The sequence below is a fragment of the Mediterraneibacter gnavus ATCC 29149 genome (genome assembly GCF_008121495.1).
In the GTDB taxonomy this organism is placed as follows: domain Bacteria; phylum Bacillota; class Clostridia; order Lachnospirales; family Lachnospiraceae; genus Mediterraneibacter; species Mediterraneibacter gnavus.
Window position 1 is genome coordinate 1,337,490 of the sequence record NZ_CP043051.1, and the last position, 15,469, is coordinate 1,352,958.

Genomic DNA, 15,469 nt, shown 5'->3' on the forward strand with positions numbered 1-15,469 from the left:
CGAGAGAGTGTTTTTGGCAGCACTCACAGAGGTTTCAGCCGTGAGGCTGAGATAAATCAGAAGTGGTAACACGGTATTCACCCGTCTTCTTGGCAGCAGGAAGACGGGATTTTTTATGAAGGAGAGAAGAGAGATGGCAGACAAGAAACCATATTATATCACAACAGCGATTGCCTACACATCAGGCAAACCGCATATTGGAAACACTTATGAGATTATTCTGGCTGACGCGATCGCAAGATACAAGAGAAGTCAGGGATATGATGTATTTTTCCAGACAGGAACCGATGAGCATGGTCAGAAGATCGAGCTCAAAGCAGAAGAGGCGGGAGTAACACCAAAAGAATTCGTAGACAATGTTTCCGGAGAAATCAAGAAAATCTGGGATCTGATGGATACTTCTTATGACAAATTTATCCGTACAACAGACGAAGATCATGAAAAACAGGTACAGAAGATCTTTAAAAAACTGTACGATCAGGGAGATATTTACAAAGGGCACTATGAAGGAATGTACTGTACTCCATGTGAATCTTTCTTCACAGAATCACAGCTTGTAGACGGCAAATGTCCGGACTGCGGACGTGAAGTACAGCCTGCGAAAGAAGAAGCATACTTCTTTAAAATGAGCAAATATGCAGACAGACTGATCGAGCATATCAACACACATCCGGAATTCATTCAGCCGGTATCCCGTAAAAACGAGATGATGAACAACTTCCTGCTTCCGGGACTGCAGGATCTGTGTGTTTCCAGAACATCATTCAAATGGGGAATCCCGGTAGACTTCGATCCGAAACATGTAACTTACGTATGGCTGGATGCGCTTACAAACTATATCACAGGAATCGGATACGACTGCGATGGAAACAGCACGGAGCAGTTTCACAAATTATGGCCGGCAGATCTGCATCTGATCGGAAAAGATATCATTCGCTTCCATACAATTTACTGGCCAATCTTTTTGATGGCACTGGATCTTCCGCTTCCAAAACAGGTATTCGGACATCCATGGCTGCTTCAGGGAGACGGAAAAATGAGTAAATCCAAAGGAAACGTCCTTTACGCAGATGAACTGGTAGATTTCTTCGGCGTTGATGCAGTTCGTTACTTTGTTCTTCATGAGATGCCATTTGAAAATGATGGAGTTATCACATGGGAACTGATGGTAGAGCGCATGAATTCTGATCTTGCCAACACACTGGGAAATCTGGTCAACAGAACCGTTTCCATGACAAATAAATATTTCAGCGGAACTGTAACAGACAAAGGTGTGGCAGAAGAGGTTGATGCAGATCTGAAGGCAGTGACAGAAAGCACACCAAAAGCAGTCGAAGACAAGATGGAAGAGCTGCGTGTGGCAGATGCAATGACAGAAATTTTCAATCTCTTCAAACGCTGCAACAAATACATTGACGAGACAATGCCATGGGTACTGGCAAAAGATGAAGCGAAAAAAGACCGTCTGGAAACAGTTCTCTGGAACCTCATTCAGAGCATTTCCCGCGGTGCAGAACTTCTGGAATCCTTCATGCCATCCACCAGCAAAAAGATTCTGGAGCAGCTCGGAAATGGTCATGTAACAGAAAAACCGGAAATCCTCTTCGCAAGACTGGATCTGGAAGAAGTTCTGAAAAAAGTAGAAGAGCTGCATCCACCGGTTGAAGAAGAAAAAGAAGAGGAAGATGTGATCGATATCGAAGCAAAACCAGAGATCACATTTGACGATTTTGGAAAAATGCAGTTCCAGGTCGGAGAGATCATTGCCTGCGAAGAAGTGAAAAAATCCAGAAAACTCCTTTGCTCACAGGTGAAGATCGGAAGCCAGGTAAAACAGATCGTATCCGGAATCAAAGGTCATTACACAGCCGAAGAAATGGTTGGAAAGAAAGTCATGGTTCTCGTGAATCTGAAACCTGCAAAACTGGCAGGCGTATTATCAGAAGGAATGCTGTTATGCGCAGAAGATGCAGAAGGCAACCTTGCACTGATGACACCGGAAAAATCAATGCCGGCAGGAGCTGAAATCTGTTAAGAAAATAGAGAAAATGAATAGATCCCCCGGATTTCAGGAGAAAGAAGCCTGAGATCCGGGGGATATGCTTTTGTAAAAGTTATTTAGCCTCTTCAATCCATTGTTTTACAGCTTCAATATCAATCCCGGTCAGCTGAGCAATTTGCTCCAGGGAGTTGCCGGACTGGAATAAACGTAAGGCAATTTCCTGAGCCATTTGAGTACGACCAAGATCAAGCCCCTCCTTAATCCCTTCCTTAATTCCATCCTCAACGCCCTCTTCATATAAATCTTTCTCATAAGCCTTTTGATTAAATGATGTCAGAACCATACTGATTACCTCCGCTTTATGCTTCACCAGTACATCCCGAAGAATTCCCTTTTCAATACAGATATCCACCGCTTTCGTGACAGCGTGCTTCGGATCACTCGTTTTCTTACACTGAATCCTTACCGTATCCACAAAAATAGAATACTCTTTCAGCCGCTGGCATTTTTCCATAAGCGCAAGGTTATGTCCGTAATTGATATTCAGCATCACTGCGGTGCACTGCAGACAAGGCTGCCGATTATCGGATACAGATTCAAATGCATCCATCAATTGAAGAATCGTCTCATCTGGTTGTTCTTTTGTGCCGTTATAGAACACAAAGTATTGAGGAATCGGCAGCTTTTTTAAAGAGCTGCTGTATAAATTGATATTTTTCGTCTCAACGTATCCATCATATAATCTGGCGAGATAGATCAGTCCGCGCAATGGCATATTTGGATTATACGTGCTCTGATGTTCATAGAGATTCAGTGTCCCGCCGATCAGGAATGAAATATCATTTTTCATAGAGAGATAAACAGCGTCCTCCAGTGTATTAACTTCAAGATCATTCGGATTTTCATAGCAGGTATTATTCAATGCATTGTATAGGTCCAAAAGATCCCTCTTGTTATTGAAAACCAGGCGAAAAAGCCGATCCTTATATTTGTGATTCGGGACAGGGTGTTTCTGGTGATTTCTTTTTTTATTTTTTCTCATGTACTTTCCTCCATTATAAAAAACTTATCCTGTAGATGCAATCTTCTTATTCTTGTGTTCGGTTAAAATCAACTGAAAATCTGGCGAAACGCCGGAAAACAGACAGCTTCTAAAAGACAGAAGACAATGCTGTACAGACGACAGCTAAATGTGAAACCAAGGGGCAATCTGCAGAGCAGAAAAGCAGCCCCTTGAAAAAAGATAGTTTATTTTGCTTTTTCAATCCATTGTTTTACAACTTCAACATCAATTCCGGTCAGCTGAGCAATCTGCTCCGGAGAGTTGCCGGAATGAAGCATATGGAGAACAATTTCTTTTTGTCCAAGATTAATGCCCTCCTCAACGCCCTCTTCATATAAATCTTTCTCATAAGCCTTTTGATTAAATGATGTCAGAACCATACTGATTACCTCCGCTTTATGCTTCACCAGTACATCCCGAAGAATTCCCTTTTCAATACAGATGTCCACCGCTTTCGTGACAGCGTGCCTCGGATCACTCGTTTTCTTACACTGAATCCTTACCGTATCCACAAAAATAGAATACTCTTTCAGCCGCTGGCATTTTTCCATAAGCGCAAGGTTATGTCCGTAATTGATATTCAGCATCACTGCGGTGCACTGCAGACAAGGCTGCCGATTATCGGATACAGATTCAAACGCATCCGTCAATCGAAGAATCGTCTCATCCGGTTGTGCTTTTGTGCCGTTATAGAACACAAAGTATTGAGGAATCGGCAGCTTCTTCAAAGTGCTGCTGTATAAATTGATGTTTTCCGTCTCGACGTATCCATCATACAACCTGGCGAGATAGATCAGTCCGCGCAATGGCATATTTGGATTATACGTGCTCTGATGCTCATAGAGATTCAGTGTCCCGCCGATCAGGAATGAAATATCATTTTTCATAGAGAGATAAACAGCGTCCTCCAGTGTATTAACTTCAAGATCATTCGGATTTTCATAGCAGGTATTATTCAATGCATTGTATAGGTCCAAAAGATCCCTCTTGTTATTGAAAACCAGGCGAAAAAGCCGATCCTTATATTTGTGATTCGGGACAGGGTGTTTCTGGTGATTTCTTTTTTTATTTTTTCTCATGTACTTTCCTCCATTATAAAAAACTTATCCTGTAGATGCAATCTTCTTATTCTTATGTTCGGTTAAAAATAACTGAAAATCTGGCGAAACGCCGGAAAACAGACAGCTTCTAAAATCAGAAGCCAATGCTGTACAGACGACAGCTAAAAAGTAAATTCATTATATCTGGTTCGGATTATAATAACAATACGCAGATTATACAAAATAAACCTGGATTATTCACGGCGTAGCCGTGAAAGTGGCTGAAAGCCACATAGTTACTATATTTTAATTGAATATTGCTTTTCACTTATCAAGTGAATAAAAAAAGAGCATCCGTTTGTGGTAAAATTAAGGTGTTCAAAGCCATTAATAATACAAACAAAGGAGCCCTTCATGAGTATTGTAAACACCTTATCACTAGAAAGCAATAGACAGATTAAAATAAATTTTGATGGAGGAGATTTATCCTCCGATGCAGGCCTGCTTCTTATCAAAGAATTCGTAAGTAAACTTGACATTGATAAACTTTTCAGTCGCTCATTTAAGACTAATGATTCTGCATCATTTAGATATCACACTGACAAGGAGAATCTCCTTCAGATAATCTATATGATTATTGCAGGTTATTTTGAAGATGATGCTTCAGATGAACTTACAAATGACCCAGTATTTAAAGCAGTACTAAATAAAGATGCTTTAGCATCACAACCTACGGTATCAAGATTCTTTAACCGTATGGATGAAGATACTTTAAACCAATTCCTTACGATTGGCAGAATACTTCGAAAAAGAGTTTACAGTATTCAGATGCCACAGGCTGTTATTCTGGATCTGGATTCCACTCTTCTTGATGCATACGGTAAACAGGAAGGCAGAGCCTTTAACTTTCATTATCGGAGCAATGGATACCATCCACTTGTCTGTTATGATGGAATGACTGGGGATCTGATAAAAATCCAACTTCGTGATGGAACACAGTATTCCTGCACTGGAGTGGTTGACTTCCTGCAACTGATACTTGATGAATATCTGAATGATTATCCAACAATCCAAATTCTGCTTCGGGGTGACAGCGGTTTTGCTACGCCTGACCTTTACAAGCAGTGCGAGGAAAATGGCACAAGCTATGTCATCCGGCTGAAGGAGAATGGTATTCTCCGTGAAAAAGCATCCCATCTTGTGGATGAGCTTGATGAAATCACCAGGAATAACAAAGTTGATTATGCGGTAGTTTATGGTGAATTCATGTACAAAGCAGGTCCATGGCCTTATGAAAGGCGTGTGGTTTGCAAGGTTGAAAAGCCGGAAAACCAGATGGTTTACATGTACACATTTGTTGTCACAAACATGGATTCCTCACCAGAGTATCTCATAAAATTTTACTGCAAAAGAGGACGGATGGAAAACTTCATCAAAGAAAGCAAATCTGGTTTTGATTTCGCTTCTGTAAGTAGCCATGCTAGAATCGTAAATGCCAACAGACTTCAGGTACACGCTCTTGCGTATAACATATTTAATTGGTTTAGACGATTGGCGTTATCAGCAAACATGCGAAAACAACGCATAGATACCGTCCGTTTAAAACTGCTGAAGATTGCTGCAAAAATAATTCGTTCAGCAAGATATATCACATTCAAGCTGTGCAGTAGCTGCCCTTATAAGAATGAATTCTATGAGACACTTTCAAATATCGGTAAGCTGAATGTACAGCTGGAATAGCAACTATTAACGAACCTTGATAGCTTAACAATTGCACTCTGAACTCTGCCACAGGGATTTTATACCCTTTTGACGGGTTAATTGAGTGATGTTATGGCTGCATGGATCAATTTTTAGATTCATGGCACAGTTATCGCTTCAGATACTGTTCCGTGAATAATTTAGGATAAATATTCAGAAAATTCTGATAAAAAGTAATAATTTAAAAATTATTTCGATAAAATATAAAAAAGTGTGTTGACAAATAAAAGAGATAGTGTTATTATTAAGTCAATCCAAAAGAGATACAACAAACACACATCTCAAAAGGATATTTAACTAAAGAGCGATTCTTAATTTAGTAAGCAGTCGTTCTGTTAGATTAAAAATAAACGAACTAAGGAGGCAGAGGTCCAATGGACAGTATATCATCAGTTACATTTCAATATGTCAGTGGTACGGTAGATGCAGGTTCCTGTGAAAGAGACCTTTACCACGAAAGATAAGATCCAGTAAAAGTGAATGAAAAGATCAAATCGAAGAGATTGTAAAGCTGGATGAAAATGAAAAGATTCGACATCTACAGACGTATTGAATATAGATACCACATGTAGCCAAAGTTCCCGAACATGTGTAAAGAAACATGGATAAGGAATATCAGTTTTATATGAAGCACCCCCAGTTATAGAAAGAATAATCAAATAGGATGTTGGAATATCGTCAGATGATACTGCAGCAGCCGAAAGGTTATAGAGAGAATAACTGAAGAGAGGACTTTCATGATAGGATGATACCGATACCGAGTCGGATTTAGGTTATAGATATTGTTAAATTGAAGAACAGGAGGTTTCATATAAGCCAGTCTTAGTGAACAGACTGCTATATCAATTAACATAGGTAGAGGTCTTGCAGGAACAGAATTGAGAAGTTCCTTCGATTTATAAAATAGAATATGAAAAATTTGAATAAAATGTAAAATGCATCTTCAATGTCAATTGAGGGTGCATTTTTTTGACATTACGGGAGTCATATGGTAAACTAGAACAAACTAGGCAATGAAGAGAAAGATACCTGTAAGGTACAGACTAAGTATAATGAGGTGAGCATAGTGGACAAGTATGAATATAAGTTGAAGACAGAACAGATGCTAAAACTTATGGAAAACGGTGCATACAACAGAGCCGCTGAGATTGCTGACAGCATTGATTGGAAGCGTGTCAGAAATGTAAATATGCTGTTAAACGTCAGCAATATATATGAAAAGATCAGAGATTACCGTAAGAGTTTTGGAGTTCTGAGAGCTGCCTATCATAGAACAGAGGGGAGCAGAAAGATATTATATCGCTTGTGCACTCTTGCGATAAAGGTTGGAAATCTGGAAGAGGCAATCGACTATTGTGATGAATACGTACAGGCTGCGCCAAAAGATCCGAATCAGTACATCCTAAGATACCGCCTGTTGAGAGCACGAAGAGCTCCGATCGAGCAGCAGATCCGTGCGTTGGAGCAGTTCAAAAAAGCAGAGTATGTCGAAGAGTGGGCATACGAGCTGGCCAAGAGATATGAAGAAGCCGGGATGACAGCCGAATGTCTGGAAGAGTGTGATGATTTGATTCTGTGGTTCAGCGAAGGCAAGTATGTATACAAGGCCATGGAACTGAAGATGCGATACAAGCCATTGACTCCACTGCAGCAGGAAAAGTATGACAGAAGGCTGGAAGAAGCAGAAAAATCTTCAGAAAGAGCAGCAGAAAAACTGATCGATCTGGGCAGAATAAAAGCTGAGGAAGAAGAAAAGCGGAGAAGAGAGCAGGAAGAAGCTGCCCGCTATACAGAGGATATGCTGGAGCGTTCTGAGCAGATCGCAGAGCCGGAGAATGCCGAACTCAGTGAGGAGGAAGTGGCAGAGCAGCTGAAAAAAGCGGAGCCGCCGAAGAAGAAGCTGGGTGATACGATGAAGCTTGGCGAGGCGCTTCAGAATTTGTTCCATACAGAAAAAGAAGAAGCGCAGGAGCAGGAAGAGCTGGAACTTTCAGAAGAGGATGCGGAAGAGTACGAAGAAGACATCGAAGAATTGGCAGAAGAGGACGCAGAACCGGTGGAAGGTGATGACGAGGAGAGTACAGGGGAAGATGATTGCTCAGATCTGGCAGAAGCACTGGAAGAGATTGAGTCATTATCAGATCTGGAATTGCTGGATCAAGTGACAGAGGAAGAACCTGTAGAAGAGATTATTGAGGAGACGATCGAGACGAAAGTTAAGGAAGTTGACCTGAAAGAATTAGAAGAGCTGGCAGAACCGGAAGTGGCAGATGCAGCAGATGTGGAAGTAATCGAGGAACCTGAAGTAGCAGAAGAGGCTGAGAAGGAAGATATGGAAAAAGAATCTATTAAATTAGAAGAAACAGAAATCAAAGAGGATGAGAGAATAGACGAGCCGGTTGACGATATACTTGATATTGATGATATTCTTGCTGAGTGGGAAGCCGCAGAGGGCAGTGTTGAACCGGAAGAAGTTCCAGAAGTGAACGAAGAGGATATAGAACAGATCGAGCGCAAGCCAAAGAGCCCGATCTTATCCCCGGATATTCAGAGGATGATCGATGAGATTGAAGGTGTGATTCCGGAAGAAGAGAGTGAGGAGATTCCGGTACACACGAGTACTCCTGTTGAACCTCTTGAGAATAAGGAGGCAGCAACAGAAGAGCTTAGAATGGAATCAGAAGAGCTGACTCTGGAGGTTGACAGTGCAGAAGATTATGAAGACCTTCTGACAGAAGACGCAGCAGAGGAACTGGAAGAGGAATTCGAAGAAGAACTGGATTACGATGATGATTATGAGGACGATTACGAATCGATTGCAGCAGGGCTGCAGGAAGAGTTCAAGCCGACGCTGAGTGATGAACCGGACGATCGTGAGATCCCGGATGAAGAGCCTGTTGAGTCGGATATTCTGAGTTCTACGACACCGCTGAGCAGAAAAGAGACTGCGAAGCTGATCGCGACAGGAAAGACTGCACCACTTCCGATGGATGAGATTGCAGATGCATTATCGATTTCCGATACAGGATTTTTGGTACACAGCCGCTATGATCTGTCCGGACAGGGTGCAAAAAGAGCAGGACTGACAGAAGAACAGAAGAAGCTGTTCTCCTACTTTGTTCCGGTGCGCGGCATGAGCGAGCAGCTGGTGGATGTTCTGGAGCAGGACCGCAATTGTACGAACAGAAGAGGTACATCCAATACAGGCAACCTGCTGATCGTCGGAAACAAAGGCAACGGAAAGACGGTTCTTGCGGTTGATGTGGTCAAGGCGATCCAGAAGCAGAGAAAGATCCGTCAGGGAAGAGTTGCGATCATCACTGGAGAAGCACTGAATAAGAAGAAGATCAGTGATATCATTGCTAAGCTGTACGGCGGAGCACTGATCATTGAAAAAGCAGGAAAATTAAGCGAAAGAACAGTTGCGAAGCTGAACAAAGCGATGGAAAAAGATACCGGAGAGATGCTGATCGTGCTGGAAGAGCAGAGAAAGCCGCTTGACCGTATACTTTCCTCAAACAGAGAATTCAGAAAGAAATTTACGAGCAGACTGGAAGTGCCGATCTTTGTAAATGATGAGCTGGTTACATTTGGTCAGACTTACGCACAGGAGAATGGATATCGTATCGATGAGATGGGAATCCTGGCACTGTACAGCCGGATCGATGCGATGCAGAGAGAAGATCACGCAGTGACAGTTGCGGAAGTAAAAGACATTATGGATGAGGCGATGTCGCATTCACAAAAGGTATCCGCCAAGAAGCTTGTGAAGCGAGTTCTTGGAAAGAATACAGATGATGCAGACAGAATTATTCTGACAGAAAAAGATTTTAATATTTAGAGAAAAGTGGAAGAGAGCGATTTCTTCCACTTTTTTTGCGATTTTATACAAAAAGCGAGGAGACAATCGGGAAATCTTAAAGAAAATAGTCAGGAAAGAGAAATCATACGAAAGTGCTATTACAATTTTTTTACAGAAAACAAATGCAAATGTACTACATATAGCATAGGGTTACTTAAAAGCGAGAAATTATTGTACAAAACGTCGAGCACTGTTGAAAAATGGCGGAAATTGTAATAAAATGAAATCGATAGCGTATCTTTATAAAAATTTAATAAAGATTACGGGTTTGGGGAAGGAAAAATATTCGAAAAAGTTGAGAATGGAGAGAAACGGGAGGAGATTTTGTGAGTAAAAATTTGAATCAAACGAAAAGTGATTCGGTTCAGTTTAGAAAGAAAAGAATCGAACACTGGCAGGTCGTATCCATGGCGCTGGCAGGTTATGATGCGATTGCGATTATTCTTGCATTTTTTCTGGCGCTGTGGTTCCGGTTTGACTGCAGATATTCTTTGATACCGAAAGAATATCTGGGCAGCTATGTCAAATTTATCGGAATCTATGTGATTTTTTCATTGCTTGTATTCTGGCGTATGCATCTGTACAACAGTATCTGGAGATTTGCAAGCTATAATGAGCTGATACGAATGGTGTTTGCAACAGGCATCAGTTTTATATTCCATTGCACAGGGATGAGCATTTTCTTTGGAAGAATGCCGATATCGTACTATTTCTTTGGAATCCTGGTTCAGTTCGGACTGACACTGGCAGTGCGGTTTGCATATCGGTTTGTCCTGCTGGAACGGGACAAGCGCAGAACGACAGAAGAGCGTGCCAAGGCAAAAAAGGTGCTTCTGATCGGAGGCGGAAAGGCCGGCAGGATCATTCTGCGTGATATCAAGACGGCAAAGGAACTGAAGGATATTGTCTGTTGTATCATTGACGACAATCCGAATAAATGGGGCAGATACATTGAAGGTGTTCAGATCGTTGGAGGACGGGATGACATTATGTCCTGTGTCGAGCGCTATAAGATTGACAAGATCGTTCTGGCGATTCCGAGTGCTACGGCACAGGAGAAGCGCGATATTTTAAATATTTGTAAAGAGACCGGATGTGAGCTGAAGAATCTTCCGGGAGTTTATCAGTTCCTTACCGGAGAGATAAAAGTAAGTGCTCTGCGGGATGTTGCTGTAGAGGAACTGCTTGGACGTGATCCGATCAAGGTCAATATGGAAGAAATCCACGAGTTTATCAATGGGAAGAAAGTGATGGTGACAGGAGGGGGCGGAAGTATCGGTTCCGGGCTCTGCCGTCAGATTGCATCATATAATCCGAAGCAGCTCATTGTTTTTGATATCTACGAGAACAATGCATATGATATTCAGCAGGAGCTGAAGAAAAAGTATCCAAAACTGGATCTGGTTGTCCTGGTCGGTTCTATCCGGGATTCCAGAAGGATCAATGCGGTGTTTGAAACATATAAACCGGATGTTGTGTACCATGCGGCAGCGCATAAGCATGTGCCGTTGATGGAGGACAGTCCGTGCGAATCCATCAAAAATAATGCGATCGGAACTTACAAGACTGCATACGCAGCCATGATGAACGGCTGTCAGAGATTCGTATTGATCAGTACAGATAAGGCGGTTAATCCGACAAATATCATGGGAGCAAGTAAGCGGCTGTGTGAGATGATCATTCAGTCTTTTGACCGCATGATCAAAGAAGGTACACCGGAAAAGCTGCCGATTCTGTATGCGCATGCAGATGATGAAGACGGGTCAATGATAAAACAGGGGATTCCGAAAAATCTTAAGACAGAATTTGTAGCTGTTCGTTTTGGAAATGTACTTGGAAGCAATGGCTCTGTAATCCCGCTGTTTAAAAAGCAGATCGAAGCAGGCGGCCCGGTTACGGTTACACATCCGGATATTATCCGTTACTTTATGACGATTCCGGAGGCTGTCAGTCTGGTGCTGCAGGCAGGAACGTATGCCCACGGCGGTGAGATTTTTGTGCTGGATATGGGAAGTCCGGTGAAGATCGATACACTGGCAAGAAACCTGATCAAGCTGTCCGGTATGAAGCCTGATATTGATATCAAAGTGGAATATACAGGTTTGAGACAGGGAGAGAAGCTTTATGAAGAGAAGTTGATGGCAGAGGAAGGGCTGAAGAAAACAAGAAATGAATTGATCCATATCGGATGTCCGATTCCTTTTGAAGTCGAAACGTTTTTGAAGGAGCTTCAAACGCTGATGGATATGGCATATACAAATGCAGAGGATATCCGTGAAAAAGTGGCGGAAGTTGTAACGACTTATCACCCGGCGGGAGAACATGGAAGTGAGAAAAAAGGTGAAGTGTATGAGAGACTGCTGGGGGAAGAAAGTGAAGCTCAGCAGAAGTTGGCGTAACAGCATAGTAGGAACAGGGAATAGTTAATTGAAGAAGTAAACGGGAGTAAGCATATATGTCAATCGATAAGAAAAAGATTGGAAACATTATTAAAATTGCAGTAATCGGAACAGGGACAGCTTTTATAGGATTAAATATTATTGCAAAAAAGAAAAAAGGAGATTCTGTTTTTGAAAAAGAAGTGGAACAGAAGAATCCTTTGGAGGGAAAGAAAGTCATTTTTGTGGAAGATGAAAATGATGAAGAAAATGCAGATGGAGTCAGAGGACACTTAGAAGCTGTCGGAGAGACTAAAAAAAGTAAGGGAATTTACGATAGATACGTTAAGAGAGCCATAGATATTGTGCTCTCTTTTGGTGGTTTAGTACTGTTGTCTCCTGTTTATGCAGCAATCGCAATTGCGATTAAAATTGATGATCCAGGACCGGTACTTTTTACACAGAAGAGAGTTGGTCAGAATAAGGAATTCTTCAAGATACATAAGTTTCGCAGTATGAAGATGAGTACTCCACATGACGTACCTACGCATATGTTGGGAGATCCGGATCAGTATATTACAAGAGTTGGAAAGTTTTTGAGAAAACACAGTTTGGATGAACTGCCACAGATTTGGGATATTTTTATTGGAAATATGTCTGTCATCGGTCCTCGTCCTGCTCTTTGGAATCAGGATGTGCTGATTGCAGAACGTGAGAAATACAATGCAAATGATGTAAAACCGGGACTGACAGGCTGGGCACAGATCAACGGAAGAGATGAACTGGAAATTCCGGTAAAGGCCAAGCTGGACGGAGAGTATGTGGAAAAACTTGGAATTTGGATGGATATAAAGTGTTTTCTTGGAACAATAGGGTCAGTATTGAACTCGGATGGAGTAGTAGAAGGCGGAACTGGAGAAATGAGTAAAGCTGGTATGGAAACAGATAGAAGTGTTTCTCCGGAGAAAATGAATGAACAGATAAAAATTGGAGCGATAGTGATAGGAGTTGCGAGCGCAATTGCAACAGGAATATTAGTTTTTCTTGTAAAGGCAATCAAATTTCAAAAGGAATCAAAAGAAATAGACAAGAAAAAGTCTATATTAAAACGTGTTGTAATTTTTTTTGGAGTTTCTGAAATTTTTGCAACTATATTTATAAATGTAAAACGCAGAGTAAAAATGTCAGACTATTTTGTGAAGGATAATTCGGAAGAGCAGGATATAGAATTAGATATAATCAAGCAAGAGAATTGTAAAAAAAAGATACTGATCACAGGAAAAGGAAGCTATATAGGTGAATCGGTGGAGCAGTGGTTATTAAAAGATCGTGATCAATACGAAGTAGATACATTAGATATGTTGAATAATTCATGGAGAGATAAGGATTTTTCTGAGTATGACGTGATTTTCCATGTGGCAGGTATTGCTCATGCAGATGTAGGTGCAATAACAGAAGAACAAAAAGAACTTTACTATAAAGTAAATACAGAACTTACTTTAGAAGTAGCGGAGAAAGCAAAAAGATCAAATGTGAAACAATTTATATTTATGTCTTCCATGATTGTGTATTCTGGATGTAAAGAACGCATTATTACATCTTCAACAGAACCAAAACCATTGAACTTTTATGGTGATAGCAAATTGCAGGCAGATAAAAAATTACAAGAAATGGTAACAGATGGTTTTAAGGTGGTAGTATTACGCCCACCAATGATTTATGGAAAAGGGTCAAAGGGGAATTATCCACAGTTAGCAAAATTAGCATCTAGGCTACCTGTATTTCCAATTGTAAAGAACCAAAGATCGATGTTACACATTGATAACTTATGTCAGTTTGTGAAATTGATGATTGACAATGAAGAGACAGGTGTTTTCTTCCCACAAAATGGAGAGTATACAAATACTTCTGATATGGTACAGATGATCGCAGAAGTAAAAGGACATAGAATCATTATGATTCCTTTTGTGGATTTGTTTGTAAAGGTATTGGAAAAAGTTCCAGGCAAAATTGGAGAATTAACAACAAAGGCATTTGGAGATTCTTCCTATGAGATGAGTATGAGTGAATATAAGGAAAACTATAGGGTGAACAGTCTGAGAAAATCAATTGTTTTAACAGAAGGTACCCATCTGGAGGAATAGAAAATGTCTAAGAAAAAGCACATCTTAGTAGTAAGTCAGTATTTTTATCCAGAACCATTTCGAATCAATGATATTTGTTCAGAATGGGTAAAAAGAGGATATCAAGTAACGGTACTGACAGGAATTCCAAATTATCCACAAGGAAAATATTATGAAGGATATGATTTGGCGCATAAAAGAACGGAGGAATGGAATGGCGTAAAAATTGTACGAATTCCGTTGACTGCGAGAGGAAATAACTCGATTGGTCTTGCCTGCAATTATCTGTCATTTGTAATTTCAGGTTATATTTGGAAGTGCCTGACAGAAATCAAGGCAGATTATGTATTTACATTTGAAGTATCACCTATGACGCAAGCATTGATAGGTGTGTGGTATGCTAAAAAGCATAAAATTCCTCATTATCTTTATGTGCAGGATCTTTGGCCAGAAAATGTAGAGATTGTAACAGGAATTCATAGTCCGCTCGTGCTGAAGCCAATCGGAAAAATGGTGGATTATATATATGAGCATTGTGATCATATTTTTGCGACTTCTCCAAGTTTTGTAAAAGAGATACAAAAGCGCTGCAGGGATAAAAATAAAGTGAGTTATTGGCCACAATACGCAGAAGAATTCTACTGTCCGGTAGAAAAGAAATATACTCCTGAAATTCCAGATGATGAGATGTTCAAAATCATTTTTACTGGAAATATCGGGCAGGCACAAGGTTTGGAAATACTTCCAAAAGCAGCACAGAAATTAGAAAATGTGAAATTTGTAATTGTAGGTGATGGAAGAAACAAAGAAAACTTTTTGGCAGAAATAAATCGGTTAGATGTACAAGATAAGTTTATAATGATTGACAGACAGCCACAGGAAAAAATACCAGAGTTCTTAGCTTGCTGTGATGCAGCTTTTGTTTCTTTTATGGATAATGAATTATTCACGAAAACAATTCCAGCAAAATTACAATCTTATATGGCATGTGGAATGCCGATTATTGCATCTGCATCTGGAGAGACAAAGCGTGTTGTAGAAGAAGCAGAGTGTGGTCTTTGCAGTGAGATTGGAGATGTGGATGGATTGTGTCAGATTATTGAAAAAATGAAGGAAAAAGATTTACAAGAGATGGCAAAGAAATCCAGAGGATACTATTTGGACAATTTTGAAAAGAAAATGCTTATGGATGAGATGGAAGAGTATTTGAGATAAATGAAAGACTAAAAAAAGTAAGGGG

The 15,469-nt window shown here is 40.6% G+C and carries 8 protein-coding genes; 6 read left to right on the top strand and 2 right to left on the bottom strand.

Going from position 1 to position 15,469, the window contains the following annotated elements; all coding sequences use genetic code 11:
* Positions 1–55: 55 nt before the first annotated feature.
* The gene (gene metG / locus FXV78_RS06510; protein WP_270188580.1) at positions 56–2,035 is read left to right on the top strand and encodes a methionine--tRNA ligase; all 1,980 of its coding nucleotides are present in this window, start codon (positions 56–58) and stop codon (positions 2,033–2,035) included.
* Positions 2,036–2,114: 79 nt separating this feature from the next.
* Here metG and FXV78_RS06515 read toward each other — a convergent pair whose 3' ends face one another.
* The gene (locus tag FXV78_RS06515) at positions 2,115–2,942 is read right to left on the bottom strand and encodes an RpnC/YadD family protein (protein ID WP_105084837.1); all 828 of its coding nucleotides are present in this window, start codon (positions 2,940–2,942) and stop codon (positions 2,115–2,117) included.
* A gap of 308 nt (positions 2,943–3,250) precedes the next feature.
* Positions 3,251–4,042 carry an RpnC/YadD family protein gene (locus tag FXV78_RS06520; RefSeq protein WP_105084838.1) on the bottom strand — a complete coding sequence of 264 codons (792 nt, stop codon included), beginning with the start codon at positions 4,040–4,042 and terminating at the stop codon, positions 3,251–3,253.
* 477 nt (positions 4,043–4,519) lie between these two features.
* Between FXV78_RS06520 and FXV78_RS06525 the strand changes: the two genes are divergently transcribed.
* The 5 genes from FXV78_RS06525 (at position 4,520) to FXV78_RS06545 (ending at position 15,444) form a co-directional block, all read left to right on the top strand.
* The gene (locus FXV78_RS06525; protein ID WP_004842833.1) at positions 4,520–5,845 is read left to right on the top strand and encodes an IS1380-like element ISRgn3 family transposase; all 1,326 of its coding nucleotides are present in this window, start codon (positions 4,520–4,522) and stop codon (positions 5,843–5,845) included.
* A 1,087-nt stretch (positions 5,846–6,932) separates the two neighbouring features.
* A complete protein-coding gene (locus FXV78_RS06530) occupies positions 6,933–9,707 on the top strand; it encodes a P-loop NTPase family protein (protein WP_004842832.1) in 2,775 nt (924 codons plus the stop codon).
* 347 nt (positions 9,708–10,054) lie between these two features.
* Entirely contained in the window at positions 10,055–12,127 is a 2,073-nt protein-coding gene (locus FXV78_RS06535) for a polysaccharide biosynthesis protein (RefSeq protein WP_004842830.1), read from the top strand.
* Positions 12,128–12,183: 56 nt separating this feature from the next.
* Positions 12,184–14,250, top strand: coding sequence for a sugar transferase (locus tag FXV78_RS18445; RefSeq protein WP_004842829.1), 2,067 nt, complete (start codon positions 12,184–12,186; stop codon positions 14,248–14,250).
* 3 nt (positions 14,251–14,253) lie between these two features.
* Complete coding sequence (locus tag FXV78_RS06545) at positions 14,254–15,444, top strand: glycosyltransferase family 4 protein (protein ID WP_004842828.1); 1,191 nt, start codon at positions 14,254–14,256, stop codon at positions 15,442–15,444.
* Positions 15,445–15,469: the final 25 nt, after the last annotated feature.

Coding starts and splice junctions, on each gene's coding strand:
- FXV78_RS06525 (WP_004842833.1), top strand. CDS start 4,520: ATGAGTATTGTAAACACCTTATCACTAGAAAGCAATAGACAGATTAAA.
- FXV78_RS18445 (WP_004842829.1), top strand. CDS start 12,184: ATGTCAATCGATAAGAAAAAGATTGGAAACATTATTAAAATTGCAGTA.
- FXV78_RS06545 (WP_004842828.1), top strand. CDS start 14,254: ATGTCTAAGAAAAAGCACATCTTAGTAGTAAGTCAGTATTTTTATCCA.